Source organism: Caballeronia udeis, from assembly GCF_044909315.1.
Lineage (GTDB): Bacteria > Pseudomonadota > Gammaproteobacteria > Burkholderiales > Burkholderiaceae > Caballeronia > Caballeronia udeis_A.
The window spans coordinates 272,571-289,750 of sequence record NZ_JBIYEB010000001.1; the positions used below are offsets into that span (position 1 = coordinate 272,571).

The 17,180-nt window shown below is 61.3% G+C and carries 17 protein-coding genes; 14 read left to right on the top strand and 3 right to left on the bottom strand.

The genetic code is table 11. The features are described from left to right. Window positions 1-12 precede the first annotated feature (12 nt). The gene (locus tag ABH944_RS01225) at window positions 13-2,013 is read right to left on the bottom strand and encodes a monovalent cation:proton antiporter family protein (protein ID WP_404604019.1); all 2,001 of its coding nucleotides are present in this window, start codon (window positions 2,011-2,013) and stop codon (window positions 13-15) included. A 180-nt stretch (window positions 2,014-2,193) separates the two neighbouring features. On the opposite strand from ABH944_RS01225, the gene kdsD reads away from it, so the two are divergent. From kdsD to ABH944_RS01280, 11 genes are all read left to right on the top strand, one after another. Beyond that, window positions 2,194-3,177 (top strand): arabinose 5-phosphate isomerase KdsD, encoded by a 984-nt coding sequence (kdsD, locus tag ABH944_RS01230; protein WP_062090346.1) that lies wholly within the window; start codon window positions 2,194-2,196, stop codon window positions 3,175-3,177. Beyond that, window positions 3,177-3,725: a KdsC family phosphatase gene (locus tag ABH944_RS01235; protein ID WP_404604020.1), complete on the top strand. Its 549-nt coding sequence runs from the start codon at window positions 3,177-3,179 to the stop codon at window positions 3,723-3,725. The genes kdsD and ABH944_RS01235 overlap by 1 nt, the downstream gene beginning before the upstream one ends. Window positions 3,726-3,730: 5 nt before the next feature. Next, the gene (lptC, locus tag ABH944_RS01240; RefSeq protein WP_062090348.1) at window positions 3,731-4,330 is read left to right on the top strand and encodes an LPS export ABC transporter periplasmic protein LptC; all 600 of its coding nucleotides are present in this window, start codon (window positions 3,731-3,733) and stop codon (window positions 4,328-4,330) included. A gap of 48 nt (window positions 4,331-4,378) precedes the next feature. Further along, a complete protein-coding gene (lptA, locus tag ABH944_RS01245) occupies window positions 4,379-5,077 on the top strand; it encodes a lipopolysaccharide transport periplasmic protein LptA (protein ID WP_062090349.1) in 699 nt (232 codons plus the stop codon). A gap of 11 nt (window positions 5,078-5,088) precedes the next feature. Beyond that, on the top strand, window positions 5,089-5,856 hold the full coding sequence (gene lptB, locus ABH944_RS01250; protein ID WP_404604270.1) for an LPS export ABC transporter ATP-binding protein: 768 nt from the start codon (window positions 5,089-5,091) through the stop codon (window positions 5,854-5,856). Between the two features lie 165 nt (window positions 5,857-6,021). Further along, window positions 6,022-7,545, top strand: coding sequence for an RNA polymerase factor sigma-54 (locus ABH944_RS01255; RefSeq protein WP_404604021.1), 1,524 nt, complete (start codon window positions 6,022-6,024; stop codon window positions 7,543-7,545). Window positions 7,546-7,718: 173 nt separating this feature from the next. After that, window positions 7,719-8,078 carry a ribosome hibernation-promoting factor, HPF/YfiA family gene (hpf, locus tag ABH944_RS01260; RefSeq protein WP_031357598.1) on the top strand — a complete coding sequence of 120 codons (360 nt, stop codon included), beginning with the start codon at window positions 7,719-7,721 and terminating at the stop codon, window positions 8,076-8,078. A gap of 339 nt (window positions 8,079-8,417) precedes the next feature. After that, window positions 8,418-8,909, top strand: a complete 492-nt coding sequence (locus tag ABH944_RS01265) for a PTS sugar transporter subunit IIA (protein WP_075644011.1) — start codon at window positions 8,418-8,420, stop codon at window positions 8,907-8,909. Between the two features lie 188 nt (window positions 8,910-9,097). Beyond that, window positions 9,098-10,066: an HPr(Ser) kinase/phosphatase gene (hprK, locus tag ABH944_RS01270; protein WP_047895605.1), complete on the top strand. Its 969-nt coding sequence runs from the start codon at window positions 9,098-9,100 to the stop codon at window positions 10,064-10,066. Between the two features lie 97 nt (window positions 10,067-10,163). Further along, window positions 10,164-11,060 carry an RNase adapter RapZ gene (rapZ, locus tag ABH944_RS01275; protein WP_404604022.1) on the top strand — a complete coding sequence of 299 codons (897 nt, stop codon included), beginning with the start codon at window positions 10,164-10,166 and terminating at the stop codon, window positions 11,058-11,060. A 33-nt stretch (window positions 11,061-11,093) separates the two neighbouring features. Then, entirely contained in the window at window positions 11,094-11,726 is a 633-nt protein-coding gene (locus tag ABH944_RS01280) for an LON peptidase substrate-binding domain-containing protein (protein WP_404604023.1), read from the top strand. A 32-nt stretch (window positions 11,727-11,758) separates the two neighbouring features. On the opposite strand, the gene mutY is transcribed toward ABH944_RS01280, so the two are convergent. Both mutY and mutM read right to left on the bottom strand, forming a co-directional pair. Further along, complete coding sequence (mutY, locus tag ABH944_RS01285; protein ID WP_404604024.1) at window positions 11,759-12,817, bottom strand: A/G-specific adenine glycosylase; 1,059 nt, start codon at window positions 12,815-12,817, stop codon at window positions 11,759-11,761. 5 nt (window positions 12,818-12,822) lie between these two features. Next, entirely contained in the window at window positions 12,823-13,653 is an 831-nt protein-coding gene (gene mutM / locus ABH944_RS01290) for a bifunctional DNA-formamidopyrimidine glycosylase/DNA-(apurinic or apyrimidinic site) lyase (protein ID WP_404604025.1), read from the bottom strand. 85 nt (window positions 13,654-13,738) lie between these two features. On the opposite strand from mutM, the gene ABH944_RS01295 reads away from it, so the two are divergent. From ABH944_RS01295 to ispE, 3 genes are read left to right on the top strand one after another with little or no spacing between them, the layout of a single operon-like run. Then, window positions 13,739-15,607: a tetratricopeptide repeat protein gene (locus tag ABH944_RS01295; protein WP_404604026.1), complete on the top strand. Its 1,869-nt coding sequence runs from the start codon at window positions 13,739-13,741 to the stop codon at window positions 15,605-15,607. Window positions 15,608-15,666: 59 nt separating this feature from the next. After that, window positions 15,667-16,239, top strand: coding sequence for a lipoprotein insertase outer membrane protein LolB (gene lolB / locus ABH944_RS01300; RefSeq protein WP_404604271.1), 573 nt, complete (start codon window positions 15,667-15,669; stop codon window positions 16,237-16,239). A gap of 17 nt (window positions 16,240-16,256) precedes the next feature. Continuing rightward, window positions 16,257-17,177, top strand: a complete 921-nt coding sequence (gene ispE / locus ABH944_RS01305) for a 4-(cytidine 5'-diphospho)-2-C-methyl-D-erythritol kinase (RefSeq protein ID WP_404604027.1) — start codon at window positions 16,257-16,259, stop codon at window positions 17,175-17,177. The last annotated feature ends 3 nt before the right edge of the window (window positions 17,178-17,180 follow it).

The following is a 17,180-nucleotide window of genomic DNA, read 5'->3' on the forward strand; positions in this document are numbered from 1 at the left end:
TCCTGGAAAACGTCAGGCTACCGCGCCCGCACGGCGATTGCGCGACAGCCGCTCTTCCGCCTGCTGCAGCGCTTCGGGCAAACCGCGCAGCACCACGATGTCGCTCGCACGCAACTTGGTGTCGGGATCGGGCTCCACGCCCCGAATGCCGTGCCGGCGGATTGCGGTCACTTCCACCCCGTCGCCCACCAGCCCAAGCTCGTCGAGCGTACGGCCGACCGCGTCAGCGTTTTCATCGACGGGAACCGATTGTAGCCGGACCTGCTCGCGCCGCTCGTCGTCGTCCTCATCCGCGCCGTGAAAATAACCCCGCAGCATGCTGTAACGCTCGTCGCGCATTTCCTCCACGCGCCGGACCACGCGCCGCATCGGCACGCCCATCAGCACCAGCGTATGCGACGCCAGCATCAAACTGCCCTCCACGATCTCCGGAATTACCTCCGTCGCGCCGGATGCAATCAGCTTTTCCAGATCGGCGTCGTCGACCGTACGCACGATGGTGGGCAACGTGGGCTCGAGTTCGTGGATGCTGTGCAGCACGCGCAACGCGGAAGGCGTGTTCGCGAAGGTGATCGCAATGGTGGCTGCGCGATGGATGCCGGCCGCAACCAGCGCCTCCCGCCGCCCCGCATCGCCGTACACCACGCTTTCGCCCGCCGCCGCAGCCGATGAGACACGGTCCGGGTCCAGGTCGAGCGCGACGTACGACAACCCTTCATGCTCCAGCATCCGCGCCAGGTTCTGCCCCGCACGGCCGTAGCCGCAAATGATCACGTGGCCGCTCTGCTTGATGCTTTGCGTCGCAATGCGCGTCATCTGCAACGACTGCCGCAACCATTCCGTGGATGACAGCCGCAGCACGATCCGGTCGGCGTTCTGGATGATGAACGGCGCGGCCAGCATGGAAAGCAGCATGGACGAAAGGATGGCTTGCAGCAGCACCGGTTCGACCAGGTGCTTGTCGAGGATCAGGTTCAGCAGCACGAAACCGAATTCACCTGCCTGGGCAAGGTTGAGGCCGGTGCGCATCGCCACGCCCGGCGGCGAACCGAACAGCCGCGCGAGGCCAGTGATCATCACTGCTTTCAGCAGGATCGGCAGGAAGAAAAACGACGCCACGAGAAACGGATGTTCCCAGATCACGCGCGGATTGAGCAGCATGCCCGTGGTCACGAAAAACAGGCCGAGCAGTACATCGCGGAACGGCTTGATGTCCTCTTCCACCTGATGCCGGTAAGGCGTTTCGGCGATCAGCATGCCCGCGATAAATGCGCCGAGTGCGAGCGAAAGGCCGAACTTATCGGTAATGAACGCCGCGCCGAGCGTGACCAGCAGCAGGTTCAGCATGAACAGTTCTTGCGAACGCCGGCGCGCAACAATGTTGAACCAGCGCGTCATGAACTTCTGGCCGATGAACAGCAGCACCGTCAGCGCCACCACGATCTTGACCGCTGCGAGCACAAGCCAGAACGCCAGCTCCTTCGAATTGCCGTTGCCGAACGCGGCGATGATGATCAACAGCGGCACCACCGCCAGGTCCTGGAACAGCAGCACGCCGAAGATATTGCGGCCATGCTCGGACTCCAGTTCGAGCCGCTCGGCCAGCATTTTTGAAACGATGGCGGTAGAGGACATCGACAACGCGCCGCCCAGCGCGATGCTCGCTTCCCACGACATGTCCGTCCAGAAGTTCGCGATCCACCCGAACAACAGCGCGATCGCAACTGTCCCGGCCACCTGGCTGGCGCCGAGGCCGAACACAATCCGTCGCATCGAACGCAATTTCGATAACGAAAACTCCAGCCCGATCGAAAACATCAGGAACACAACGCCGAATTCGGCCAGATGCTGCGCGCGGTCGCTATCCGGCGCGATGCCGGCAGCGTGAGGTCCGACAATGATCCCTACCGCCAGGTAACCCAACATGGGCGGCAGGTTGAAAAAGCGGAATACGACGACCCCTGCCACTGAACACAGCAGCAACAGCAACGTCATTTCAAGCGGGGAAGTCATCCGTCTAGCGTCCTCGTTTGTCGGCGGATGGCGGCTCGATGAGCGCATCCGGATCTTGTGTTTTTTAACGCGTGCAAGCGCTGCACGCAACAAAACACACGGCCTTTCGGGGGCGGATGAGCGGCTGAAAGCCGCCCCGTGTCCGGCGCGGCGCAAAGATGCCTTTGTTATACTTCGCGCATGATAGCGAAAATCAATGGCGACCGGGCACTCGCGCTGGCTCGCACCGTGCTCGAAATTGAAGCCGACGCTGTGCGCGGCCTGTCCGCACAACTCGACGACAACTTCACCGGCGCCGTCGAATTCCTGCTCGGATGCAAGGGCCGCGTGGTGGTATCGGGTATCGGCAAATCCGGGCATATCGCCCGCAAATTCGCGGCTACGCTCGCGAGCACCGGCACGCCCGGCTTCTTTGTTCATCCGGCCGAAGCGAGCCACGGCGACCTCGGCATGGTGACCGCGGACGATGTGTTCATCGCCCTGTCGAACTCGGGCGAAACCTCGGAACTCATTGCCATTCTGCCCATCATCAAGCGGCTCGGGGCAAAATTGATCGCCATCACCGGGCGGCCTGAATCAAGCCTCGCGAAACTGGCCGACGTGCACCTGAATGCGCACGTCGACAAAGAAGCCTGCCCGATGAATCTCTCGCCAACAGCCAGTACAACCGCCGTGCTCGCGTTGAGCGACGCGCTCGCGGTCGCCGTGCTCGACGCCCGCGGTTTCGGCCCCGACGACTTCGCGCGCTCGCATCCGGGGGGCGCACTCGGGCGGCGCCTGCTTACTTACGTGCGTGACGTGATGCGTGTCGGGCCGGAGATACCGGAAGTGCCGCTTGACGCCACCGTCTCCGACGCCCTCTTCCAGATCACCGCTAAGCGCATGGGCATGACGGCCGTGGTCAACGAAAAGCGTCATGTGGAAGGCATCTTCACGGACGGCGACCTGCGCCGGATCCTTCAGCGCGACGGCGATTTCCGCGCGCTGCCGCTGATCGATGTCATGACGCGTAATCCGCGTACGATCGGTCCGGACCATCTCGCGGTGGAAGCAGTGGAACTGATGGAGCGTTATCGCATCAACCAGATGCTGGTCGTCGATGAAAACGCGATCCTGATCGGCGCCCTGAACATGCACGACCTCTTTTCCAAGAAGGTAATCTGATGTCGAACAAGCCTGTCACGCCCGACGGCGCAAACGACCGCGCGAGCCGCGTCAAGCTGATGATTTTCGACATCGACGGCGTGTTCACCGACGGCAGCCTGTTTTTCACCGCTGACGGCGACGCCATGAAGTCCTTCAATTCACTCGACGGCCACGGCGTAAAGATGCTGCAAGCGGTGGGTGTGCAGACGGCGATCATCACCGGGCGCAACTCCGGCATTGTCGCGGCACGGGCACGTGAGCTGGGCATTACGCACCTGCACCAGGGCGTCGCCGACAAAACCGTCGCGCTGGCCGAATTGCTGCAAACCACGGGTATCGCGGCAACCGAATGCGGTTACATGGGCGACGACTGGCCCGATCTCGCGGTGATGCGGCTGTGCGGTTTCGCGGCGGCGCCCGCCAACGCGCATGAGGAAGTGCTGAACCGCGTGCATTTCGCTACTGCCAAACGCGGCGGTGAAGGCGCGGTGCGCGAAGTGTGCGACGTCATCCTGCGCGCCCAGAATCGCTACGACGGCCTGCTTGCCGCGGCTATCGGAGCCTGAATCCCATGCAACGACCTACCAAATTGACCTCAGCGCTGCCCGTGGTCGCGGTGGCGATGCTCGCGGGCGTCACCTACTGGATGCTGCAGGCTACACTGCCCAAGCCCCAGGAACCGGAGCGCCCGAAGGAACACACGCCCGACTACTTCGCGACCAACTTCTCGGTCTCGGAACTCGACACCACGGGCACGACGCAGTATCGCCTGACCGCGATCTCAATGGTCCATTACGAGGACGATGAAGTCAGCGACCTCACGAAACCCGCCATGCGCATGTTCCAGCCGCTGCGGCCAACCGTGACGGCCACGTCCGAGCGCGGTACCGTGAACGGCGACGTCTCGATTGTCGACCTGTACGAGAATGCCCACATTTTGCGCGTGGCCGGTTATGGCGACCCGCAGATGACCGCCGATTCGGAGCACTTTCGCATCCTTGTGAACGACGATGTCATCGAAACAGAAAAGCCGGTTAAACTTCAGCGCGGTCCGTCCGTGATGACGGGCAACGGCATGAATTACAACAACGCGACCCGGGTAATGAAGCTTTTTGGGCAGGTGCGCGGCCAGATCGCCGCCTCCGACACCCTCGGCACCTCATCCAAATAACCCCGGCAGTTCCGACGAATTGCGCTTAATCCATTCAAGTGTGACTGCATGAACAAACCGTTTCTCCGACCCGAATCTGGCCGTCTGTGCGCAGCACGCGCTGCGTTTTCGCGCCGCGCCGCACGTGTCGTGCAATTCGGGATTGCGGCAGCATGCGTGGCGTTGCCCCTGGCAGCGTTTGCGCCAGCCGCACACGCCGAACGCGCCGACAACGACAAGCCGCTGAATATTGAAGCGGACAACATGACCTATGACGACCTGAAGCAGGTCAACATCTTCACGGGCCACGTGGTCGCGACCAAAGGCACGATCATCATCAAGGCCGACCGTGTCGAGGTAACGCAGGATCCGCAGGGATATCAGTACGCGACCGGCACGTCCGACGGCGGCAACCTCTCGTATTTCCGCCAGAAACGCGACGGCCTCGACGAATATATCGAAGGCAATGCGGTGCGGATCGACTACGACGGCAAGCAGGATCTCACCACGCTGACCACGCGCGCCGTGGTACGCCGCCTCGTGGGTCTCACGACGATCCAGGACGAAGTGCACGGCAGCGTGATTACCTACGACGGCCAGAAAGACTTCTATACAGCGAAAGCCGGACCTGACGTCGCCGGTCCGGGCAATCCGACCGGCCGCGTGCGGGCCATGCTCGCCCCGCGCAACGGCGGTGCCGCGCCGCTGACCGGCGCGCCGGCCACCCTGACGCCGTCCACCAAGATGCAAGGAACGCAGCAGCCGTGAATTCGCCCGCCATGCCTCATCGTAAGCCGGCCGGTACGAGCAGTTCGCTCACCGTCCGCAACTTGAAGAAACGCTACGGCTCGCGCACGGTCGTGAAGGACGTCTCGCTCGACGTGAAAAGCGGCGAAGTGGTCGGGCTGCTCGGGCCGAACGGCGCGGGCAAGACCACATCGTTCTATATGATCGTAGGACTGGTGCCGCTGGACGCGGGTGAAATCCTGCTCGACGGCACGTCCATCAGCCTGCTGCCCATTCACAAGCGCGCGCGCCTCGGGCTCTCGTATCTGCCGCAGGAAGCGTCGGTGTTCCGCAAGCTGAGTGTGGAGCAGAACATTCGCGCGGTGCTTGAACTGCAAATGGACGAGAACGACAAGCCGCTCTCCAAACAGGCCATTACGGACCGCGCGGAGGCGTTGCTCGACGAACTTCAGATCGCGCATCTACGTGAAAACCCGGCGTTGTCGCTCTCGGGCGGCGAACGGCGGCGGGTGGAAATTGCCCGTGCGCTAGCGACCAATCCGGCGTTTATCCTGCTGGACGAACCGTTCGCCGGCGTCGACCCGATCGCCGTGCTCGAAATTCAGAAGATCGTGAAGTTCCTGAAGCAGCGCAACATTGGGGTGCTGATCACGGACCACAACGTGCGCGAGACGCTCGGCATCTGCGATCATGCTTACATCATCAGCGACGGCAGCGTGCTCGCAGCAGGCGCGCCAAGCGACATCATCGAAAATGAGAGCGTGCGGCGCGTTTATCTCGGCGAACATTTCCGCATGTGAACGCGGGGACGCAGCGTCCTGCGCCCTTGCAACACCGGAGTGGACGGCGTCCCGCGCCGCCAGCAAATCTTACGTGCCGCCCGCGAGGCGGCACGCTTGTTTTTGGTCGATCCCCGCGAGGTGTCGCGCCCGTGGCAAACTCTCTACAATGATTAAAACCTTGCCATGAAAGCCAGCCTCCAACTTCGCCTGTCGCAGCATCTTGCGCTGACCCCACAACTGCAGCAGTCCATCCGGCTGCTGCAGTTGTCGACGCTTGAACTGCAGCAGGAAGTCGCAATGGCTGTTGCGCAAAACCCGCTGCTCGAGAACGAGGACGACTGGACCACCAGCCCGCTGCGCGTGGCAGCGGACGGCTCGCTGATCACATCGGGGGCGTCGGTGAACGCGCCCGACCCCATGATGAGCAACGGCACGTCGTCGAGCAGCAGCACGACAACCACTGACCGCTCGGAAAACGGCGAACCCCAGGGCGTAGACGAATACAACGGCATGAGCTCGTCGGATAACGGGCCGGATTCGAGTTCATGGAATCTGGAAGACTACGGCCGCTCGAATAGCGGTTCCGACGACGACGACCTGCCGCCGCTGCAAATCCACGAGTCCACTACCACGCTGCGCGATCACCTGACATCGCAACTGCGCATGACGAAGGCGAATCAGCGCGATCGGGCGCTGATCACGTTCCTGATCGAATCGCTCGATGAAGACGGCTACCTCACGTCGTCGCTCGAGGAAGTGAAGGCGGATCTGCCGGACGAACTGGAAGTCGATGTCGACGAACTGAGCGCGGCGCTGGCATTGCTGCAGAGTTTCGATCCGCCGGGAGTGGGCGGACGTTCGGCGTCGGAGTGTCTCAAGCTCCAGTTGTTGCGGCTTGAGGCATCGCCTATCCGTACGCTGGCGCTCGATATTGTGATGCACCATCTGGAATTGCTGGCGGCGCGCGATTTCACGCGTTTGCGGAAACAGCTCAAAGCCTCGGACGACGCATTGCGCGACGCCCATTTGCTGATTCGTTCATTGGAACCGTTCCCCGGCGCCGCGTTTGGCAAGAGCGAAGCGGATTACGTTGTTCCTGACATTCTGGTGCGCAAGATGTCGAGCGGCTGGACCGCAGAATTGAATCCGGAAATCGTGCCGCGGCTTCGCATCAATCACCTCTACGCGAATATTTTGCGCAACAATCGCGGCGATCCGGGGAGTGGTTCGTTGCGTCAGCAGCTTCAGGAAGCGCGCTGGCTGATCAAGAATATTCAACAAAGATTCGAGACGATTCTCCGCGTTGCACAAGCCATTGTGGAGCGTCAAAAGAACTTTTTTGCGCACGGCGAAATTGCAATGCGGCCCTTGGTTTTGAGGGAGATTGCTGATACGCTGGGTTTACACGAATCCACTGTCTCACGTGTGACAACCGGTAAGTACATGCTGACCCCATTCGGGACGCTGGAATTTAAGTACTTCTTCGGATCACACGTTTCAACCGACACGGGTGGCGCGGCATCGTCAACGGCGATCCGGGCACTCATCAAGCAACTGATAGGAGCTGAAGACTCGAAATCTCCTCTTTCAGACAGCCGCATCGCAGAGTTGCTGGCAGAACAGGGATTCGTGGTGGCGCGCCGCACGGTGGCCAAATATCGCGAAGCTCTGAAGATCCCGGCAGTGAACTTGCGAAAGTCTCTGTAGCCCGCTGCATGTCGCGGCGGGCCTTTACCGGCCGCGTCGCGAAAGCGCGAGCGAGCCGGCCGATGCGATCCCGTTCCGTACTACCGTTCAACAGAATGGGCACGTATGGGCAAGCAGCGACCGGTTTGAGCAGCGTGATAGCGTCCAGGCGGCCATCAGCTTGGAGAGCAACTATGAATCTGCAGATCAGTGGACACCATCTCGAATTGACGCCTGCGTTGCGAGAATATGTGATCACCAAACTGGATAGAGTGCTACGGCACTTCGATCAGGTGATCGACGGCAGTGTGGTCCTCTCGGTCGACAATCATAGGGAAAAGGACAAGCGCCAAAAGGTCGAAATCAACCTGCATCTGAAGGGCAAGGACATTTTCATCGAGAGTTGTGACGTTGATATGTACGCCGCCATCGACCTGATGGTCGACAAGCTGGACCGGCAAGTGCTCCGCCACAAGGACAAGATCCAGGGCCATGCACACGCCACCATGAAGTACGGACACGAACCGCAGGAGAGCGAAGTTCCGGCGCCGTGAGTTCCATGAGGTAGTGCGGACACCGTGAACCTTTAGAGGAATGAGTCGGAACGAGCCGCCTGAAAGCAGGCGGCTTTTTTTGTCACCAGCAGTTCGGGGCGGTTTTTGCCGCGACCGGGGAAGTTGGGGCGACAGCCGAGCGTTGCGTTATGCGCAACAAACGTGTCCAGCGTATGGCGCGCCGCACCATCGCTGATTACGCTGTTCTATAATGGTCCGGTCAGTAGGTTAGTACCGGGTACCGGGGTTGTTAATCGGAGTGAAGCGAGACCCAGGTCTCCCGCGCATTCCTTACCAAAATCGCCGTGAGCGTTTCGTGCAGGATCTGCAGCCGCCACGATGAGGAGAATTCAGGCCACGCATCTGCCTGCCAACATGAATCGTTTAGCCAAATTTCTTCCCCTCGAAAATGTCGTCCTCGGACTGTCCGTCACCAGCAAGAAACGTGTATTCGAGCAAGCGGGCCTGATCTTCGAGAACCAGAACGGCATTGGCCGCAGTATCGTCACCGACAATCTTTTTGCGCGCGAGCGGCTCGGCTCGACGGGTCTCGGTGAAGGCGTCGCCATTCCCCACGGACGCATCAAGGGTCTGAAGCATCCGCTCGCCGCCTTTGTGCGCCTGGCTGAGCCGATCGCTTTCGAGTCGCCGGACGGGCAGCCCGTGTCGCTGCTGATCTTTCTGCTCGTTCCCGAACAGGCCACGCAACAGCACCTCGAAATCCTCTCGGAGATAGCGCAACTGCTGTCCGACCGGGACGCACGCGAACGCCTGAATACTGAAGAAAACCGTGAGACGCTGTACCAGGTGCTCACGCAATGGCAGCCCTGAGCTCTCACCCAAGCCAGGCCTCGTGCTGGATCTGAAGCCAGACTGGGTGTGAGGACCAGGCCGAACGGCCCTCTCGCGCCAGCGGCCCTTCTAGCGCACAATCAGTCCTATTGAGCGGAGCATTGAAGAGACCAACCCCGGCTCTTCAATTGCCTCATGCTCGCGGCCTCTCACGGAGTTCCGGCCTCATGGATACGTCCAGCATCAACGCCCAGAGCATTTTCGACGACAACGCAGCCGCGCTGAAACTAAGCTGGCTCACGGGTCACGAAGGCTGGGAGCGCGGCTTTTCGACTGAAACCGTCGCCAATGCCACATCAAGCGCCGATCTCGTCGGGCACCTGAACCTGATTCACCCCAACCGTATCCAGGTACTCGGCGACGCCGAGATCAACTATTACCAGCGCCAGTCCGACGAAGACCGGTCCCGCAACATGGCCGAACTGATCGCGCTGGAACCGCCTTTCCTGGTGGTGGCGGGCGAAGTCGGCGCCCCTCCTGAACTGGTTCTGCGCTGCACCCGCTCGTCCACGCCGCTCTTCACCACGCGCATGTCCGCGGCAGCGGTGATCGACAGCCTGCGGCTCTACATGTCGCGCATTCTTGCGCCGCGCGCCACGCTGCACGGCGTGTTCCTCGACATTCTCGGCATGGGTGTGCTGCTGACCGGCGACTCCGGTCTCGGCAAAAGCGAACTCGGGCTGGAGTTGATCAGCCGCGGTCACGGTCTTGTCGCTGACGACGCCGTAGACTTCGTGCGCCTCGGTCCGGATTTTGTCGAAGGCAGATGCCCGCCCCTGTTGCAGAACCTGCTGGAGGTCCGCGGCCTCGGCCTGCTGGATATCAAAACCATCTTTGGTGAGACCGCTGTTCGGCGGAAAATGAAGCTCAAGCTGATCGTTCAGCTTGTGCGTCGTCCAGACGGTGAATTCCAGCGCCTGCCGCTTGAGAGCCAGGCGGTCGACGTGCTCGGTTTGCCGATCAGCAAGGTCACCATCCAGGTGGCGGCCGGCCGAAATCTGGCCGTGCTGGTGGAAGCGGCGGTGCGCAACACGATCCTGCAATTGCGGGGTATCGATACCTTGCGTGATTTCATGGATCGTCAGCGCCTCGCGATGCAGGACCCCGAAAGCCAGTTCCCCGGCAAGCTGATCTGACCGGTTCATATGGCTAGACCGGCGGCTCCAGCACCCAGCCGCCGCCCGGACCCGAATTTTTTGCGTGCTTTTACCCAGAGCGAACGAGTCCTTATTCATGCGCATTATTCTGATTACGGGTATTTCCGGCTCCGGCAAATCGGTTGCCCTGAACGCGCTCGAAGATGCCGGCTACTACTGCGTCGACAACCTCCCGCCGCGCTTTTTGCCCGAGCTCGCCAAGTATCTTGACACGCAAGGGCAGCCGCGTCTGGCTGTTGCTATCGACGCACGTTCGAGCCGTTCGCTCGACGAAGTGCCCGCGATCATCAAGGACTTGTCGCAAGCGTTCGACCTGCGCGTGCTGTTTCTGAATGCCAGCACACAGTCGCTGATCCAGCGTTTTTCCGAGACGCGCCGCCGCCATCCTTTGTCGGGTTCGCCGGGTCACGACGCCGACGTCGGGCTGCTGACCTCGCTGGGCGAAGCAATCGAGCGTGAGCGCGAGCTCGTCTCGGGCCTTGCCGAATTCGGCCACCAGATCGACACCAGCAATCTGCGGGCGAACTTGTTGCGCGCGTGGGTAAAGAGTTTCATCGAGCAGGAAACGGCCGGGCTCACGCTGATGTTCGAGTCGTTCGGATTCAAGCGCGGCGTGCCGCTTGACGCCGATTTTGTCTTCGATGTCCGCACGCTCCCGAATCCGTATTACGACCACGAACTGCGGCCGCTGACGGGCCTGGACCAACCGGTTATCGACTTTTTGTCCGCCCAGCCCATGGTCCACCAGATGATCGATGACGTGGGCGCGTTCATCGCCAAATGGCTGCCGCAATTCCGTGACGACAACCGTAGTTACCTGACGGTGGCGATCGGCTGCACGGGTGGCCAGCATCGCTCGGTATTCATCGCCCAGGCGCTCGCCGCGCGCTTCGGTGACAAGGCCAATGTGATTGTGCGGCATCGCGACGCACCCATCGATGTGGATGGACACGTCGTGCCCTTGCCAACCTGATCGCCTTCGGGCGGCCTTTTAAAGAAGCGCGCGATGTCTACCAATCCCCTTCTCGCCGACCTGCCGCTGTTTCCGCTGCACACCGTGTTGTTTCCGGGCGGCCATCTCCCCCTGAAAATCTTTGAAGCCCGCTATCTCGACATGGCGCGTGCGTGTTTGCGCGAAGGCACGCCGTTCGGCGTGTGCCTGCTGAAAAGCGGCAATGAGATTGCGTCGCCGGGGGATCCGTCGGTGCCCGAGAGCATCGGCTGCCTGGCCGAGATCACGCAATGCGACGTGGACACGTTCGGCATGCTGTTGGTCCAGGCGCGCGGCACGACGCGCTTTCGGCTGTTGTCGCATCGCGTGGAGGCGAGCAACCTGCTCGTGGGCGTGGCGGAAACCATTGGCGACGACACGCCGCTGGACGGCACGGAAGCGCTGGTGAAGTTCGGTGCGTGCGCGGAAGTGCTTGAGCGGATCATCGATGCAATCAAGGCGCGCGAGCCGAAGGATCTGCCGTTCACCGAGCCCTTCCTTCTCGACGATCCGACCTGGGTATCCAACCGCTTGTCCGAGATCCTGCCTATCCCCATGCGTGCCCGGCAAAAGCTGATGGAGCTTGAAGACGCGGCCGCGCGGATCGATGTGGTGCATCACTATATGCAGCAGCATCAGTTGCTTTAACGTCGCTCCGACGGCTTTAGCGTCCTGTCAGATCAAATCAGCGAGCCCTGCAGCGCGTCGAGCAGTTTACGGACGGGCGCAGGAACGCCATACGCGTCGATATTCGCTAGCGGTGCCCACACGGTCTGGTTATCGGCTGCGTCGGGCACACCGTTCGCCCGCCCGAGACGCGGTTCAATATCCAGTTTGAAATGCGTGAACGTGTGCGTGAACGGCGTGAGCCGCTGAAGCTCGGCCGAACCGCCGAAGCTGTGTGAAACCGCCGCGAGCGCGTCTTCATCCGCGGCCTCCGGCAGGCTCCATAGACCGCCCCAAATGCCCGTCGGCGGGCGCTTCTCAAGCAGTACGCTATCGCCGTCCTGCAACACCAGCATCCAGGTCTTGCGTGTCGGCACCGTTTTTTTCGGGCGGGATGCGGGCAATTCCTTTTGCCTTCCAGTTACGTTTGCCACGCAATCAACGGCGAACGGGCAGCGCGCACAATCCGGCTTGCCGCGCACGCATAACGTTGCGCCGAGATCCATCAAGCCCTGCGTGTAAGCGGTGACGTCGTCCTTGTGCGCGGCATCGGGAAGCAGCGATTCAGCCAGCGTCCACATCGTGTTTTCCACGCGCTTTTCGCCCGGAAATCCTTCGATGCCAAACACCCGCGCGAGCACCCGCTTCACGTTGCCATCGAGGATGGTCGCACGTGCGCCAAACGCAAACGACGCAATGGCCGCCGCCGTCGAACGCCCGATCCCCGGCAGTTCAGCCAACGCGTCGACGCTGCGCGGAAACTCGCTGCCATGCTCCGTCGATACGACAAACGCGCATCGATGCAGATTTCGCGCGCGCGAGTAGTAGCCGAGGCCGGCCCAGAGCGCCATGACGTCGTCGAGCGGGGCGAAGGCAAGCGCGTTCACGTCGGGGAAACGGTCGAGAAAACGCGCGTAGTACGGAATCACCGTCGATACCTGCGTCTGCTGCAACATGATTTCGGACAACCAGATCCGGTAGGCGTCGCGCGTGTTTTGCCACGGCAGGTCATGGCGGCCGTGAACGCGTTGCCATGCGATCAGACGCGTGGAGAAGTCGGTGAGCTGGAGCATGGCGGCTAGCGCTGGCAGCGCGGGCAAAAGTACGTGGATCGCTGGCCTTGCACGATTTGTTTGATGGCCGTTCCGCAAACATGGCACGGCTGGCCCGCGCGATCATAGACGAAATAATCGAGTTGGAAATAGCCTGACTCGCCATTGCTGCCCACGAAATCGCGCAACGTGCTGCCGCCCTTTTCGATCGCCGCCGCAAGCGTCGTGCGAACGGCATCGGCGAGAAGATCGTAACGCACGAGCGAGACGCGACCGGCCGCCACCGTGGGCCGGATACCCGCGCGAAACAGGCTCTCGGACGCGTAAATATTGCCCACACCGACGACCATCGTGCCCGCGAGCAACGCCTGCTTGACGGACACCTTGCGCCCGCGCGTCTGCCGGTACATCAGCGCGCCGGAAAATTCAGGCGTGAAAGGCTCTACGCCCAGTCCCGCCAGCAGCGGATGGTCGAGGACATCGCCGTCTTCGCGCGCATGCCATAGCACTGCGCCAAAGCGCCGCGGATCGCGAAAGCGCAAAATAAAGTCATCGAAGATCAGGTCTATATGATCATGCTTCGCCGCATCCGGCGGACGCGGCACGTTACGCAGTACCCGTAGCGTCCCCGTCATGCCGAGATGCACGATCAGCCAGCCTTCGGAGGTTTCGAACAACAGGTACTTGCCGCGCCGCTCGACTTTTTCGATTTTCAGCGCCTTCATCGTCTTCGCGAGATGTGGCGGAATTGGCCAGCGCAGCGCCGGTGTACGGACATCGACACGCTCTACCCGGCGTCCGGAGACGAACGGTTCGATCCCGCGTCGGGTTACTTCGACTTCCGGCAACTCTGGCATGTTTTACTGGTCTGCAACTTGCTGTGGGATGTGCGCGTATTGTAGCGAGCGCGTTACAATCGACTGAAACATTGATCGGATTTCCATGAACTTGTCCTTCGTAAAGTTGTTTTCGAAGCAGCGTGCAGCGACCGCTCAAACGAGCGCTGCACGCGGTAAGCCGGTCTACCCGAGCAAACTCGCGGCCGCCGTGGCGTTCGCGGTGGCTGTGTTTGCACTCGCGCCTGCCTATGCGCAGAACCCCGCGCAGTCTCCCGCGCCGGACGACGATCAATCCGCCATCAGCGCGGCGGACCTGATCACCGCGCCGCCCACGGGCAAGGAAGTACAGGATTTGCCGAACATCCCTGTGACTAGCCAGATCGTGTTCCAGGTACTGGCAGCAGAAGTCGCACTGCAACGCAATCAGGCAGCGCCGGCGTACCAAACCTATCTTGCCCTCGCTCGCGACACGCACGATCCGCGGTTCGCCCAGCGCGCAACCGAGATTGCAATCGCCGCACAAAGTCCCAACGACGCGCTGACGGCAGTCCAGCTTTGGCAGCAGTTCTCGCCGAATTCGGAACGTGCCGCGCAGTTGAGCGCGTCGCTGCTGATCCTTTCAGGCAAGCCCGACGAAGCCAAGCCCATCCTCGCGACCGAACTCGCGAAGGTACCCACGGAGCAGCGCGGCGACGCGATCATCTCGCTGCAAATTCTGCTGTCGCGCGGACCGAATCGCGTGGGCGGGCTGAATGTGCTGAAGGACCTGGTCAAGAACGACCTGGACCGGCCGGAAACGCAACTGGCGCTCGCCCGGCAGCAAATTGCCGCCGACGACCAGCCCGGCGCGAAGGCATCGCTTGAACAAGCGCTGAAACTGAAACCCGACTACTTGCCCGCGGCGTTGACGCTCGCGCGTATGGGCCCGAACGAACGCAACGAAGGTATTGCTTCGTTCGAGAAATACCTCGAAAAGGATCCCAAGTCGCACGACGCGCGCCTTGCGCTGGCGCAACTGTATCTGTCGGCGGATCGTCTCGACGACGCCCAGAAGCAGTTCGAAATCATGCGCAAGAACGATTCGAAGGATTTGACGCCGCTGATGGCGCTCGCGCTGATCAACATTCAGAAGAAACAGCCGGACAAGGCGCAGGATTACCTGAAGCAATACGCGGCGGCGGCTGATAGCACGCCCGGCGCCGATCCGGGACAGGCTTACATCTATCTCGCGCAGTTGGCGCTGGAGAAGAAAGACGACGCGGCCGCGAGCCAGTGGCTCGACAAGATTCCGCGTGAGAGCCAGCAGTACTTGCCGGCGCAAGTCACGCGCGCGCAGATCCTCGCCTCGCACGGGAAGGTAGACGAAGCCCGGCAATTGCTGGGCAGCTTGCAGACGTCAGACCCCCGCGACCTCGCGCTGCTCGCACGCACTGACGCCGCGATCCTGTTCCAGGCGCAGCGGTATCCGGAGGCGGAAGCGGCCTTGTCGAAGGCATCGGCAGCGTTCCCGGATGACCCGGACATTGCCTACGACTACGCGATGGCAGCCGAGAAGAACGGGCACTACGACACCATGGAAGCGCAGTTGCGCAAGCTGATGAAAGAGCAGCCGGACAATGCGCAGGCGTATAACGCGCTCGGCTATTCGCTCGTCGATCGCAACGAGCGGCTGGACGAAGCGGAAAAGCTGATCGAGAAGGCCGTATCGCTTGCGCCGAACGACGCGTTCATCATGGACAGTCTTGGCTGGGCGAAGTACCGGATGGGCAATGACGCGGAAGCTGCGAGCATCTTGAAGAAGGCCTACGACCTGCAGCCGAACGCCGAAATTGGCGCTCATCTCGGCGAAGTGCAGTGGAAGTCAGGGCAGCAGGACCAGGCGCGCAATACATGGCGTCAGGCGCAAAAGCTCGAACCCGGCAACGACACATTGTTGAAAACGCTCAAACGATTCCAGGTGAACGACCTTTGAACTTGATTGCAACGAATTTCCTGGGCGGCCGGCCCGCACGTCGCGGTGCGCTGGCCTTGATGGCAGCGGGTGTGGTGGTGATGTCGGGGTGCGCGGTCACCCCGCGCGTGCCGACTACCTCGAATGCAGCAACCGCGGTGACTGCGCAGACCAGCCGTGCCTATCACGGCCGGTTCGCGGTCCAGTACGACGACCAGAACGGCCAGCAACGCAACGCGTACGGCAACTTCGACTGGCAGGAAACTGGAGACACCGTCACGCTGCAATTGCGTAATCCGCTTGGACAAACGCTGGCTATCGTGACGTCGTCGCCGTCGTCCGCCACGCTCGAATTGCCGAACCGCGAACCGCGGACCGCCGATAACGTCTCCGAGCTCATGCGCTCCACTCTTGGCTTCGCGCTGCCGGTGGAGGGCTTGCGGTATTGGCTGCAGCCATCGCCGGCCCCCACCTCGCGGGCGCGCACGACCATGGATGCATCGTCGGAAAATGGCCGCCTGAAGGAAATCAAGCAGGACGGCTGGACCATCGACTACCTGGCCTATGCCGATGCGCCCGCAACTGGCGTAAAGCGTGTGAATCTGTCGCGCGCCGACCCGCCGCTCGACATCAAGCTCGTCCTCGACCAGTAACGCCTTAGCTCAATCGCATGCAGTCATCTTTATCGAGTTCATCGCCGGGCTCAGCGCGCCCGCTGCCCGACGCTTCCCTGCGCAACTGTCTCGCGCCGGCCAAGCTCAATCTGTTTTTGCACATCACAGGGCGCCGCGCGGACGGCTATCACGCGCTGCAGACAGTATTCCAGTTGCTCGACTGGGGCGACCTGCTGCACTTCACGCGACGCGACGACGGCGTGATTGCGCGTAAAACCGATGTTCCCGGCGTGCCCGAAGCGGATGACCTCGTTGTGCGCGCTGCCCGCCTGCTGCAGGCGACCACGGGCTGCCCCCTTGGCGTAGACGTGGAAATTGATAAAATACTGCCCATGGGCGCCGGTCTCGGCGGCGGCAGTTCTGACGCCGCGACTACGCTTCTGGCCCTGAATCGCTTGTGGGGCGTGGGATTATCGAGACAAGCGTTGCAGGACCTGGCGCTGAAACTCGGCGCCGATGTACCGTTTTTCGTCTTCGGGCAAAATGCTTTTGCCGAAGGGGTGGGCGAGGCGCTGCAGGCCGTCGATCTGCCTAAACGCTTCTTCCTGGTGGTGACTCCTGCGGTGCATGTTCCAACCGCTGCGATTTTTTCAGAGAAAGCGTTGACAAGGGATTCAAAAGTCCTCACAATTACGGACTTCCTTGCACAACATAGTTCTGACGCAGATTGGCCTGACAGCTTCGGCCGAAATGATATGCAGGCAGTTGTGGTTGAGAAGTACGCGGAAGTAGCCAAGGTGATTGAATGGTTTTCGAATCTTTCACCTGCGCGAATGACCGGATCTGGAGCGAGCGTGTTTGCCGCTTTTCGTAGCAAAGCCGAAGCTGAGATGGCGCAAGCCAAACTCCCGGCAAGCTGGAAAAGCAAAGTGACCGAAAGTCTGGATTCGCATCCTCTCTTCACTTTCGCGTCGTAAAGT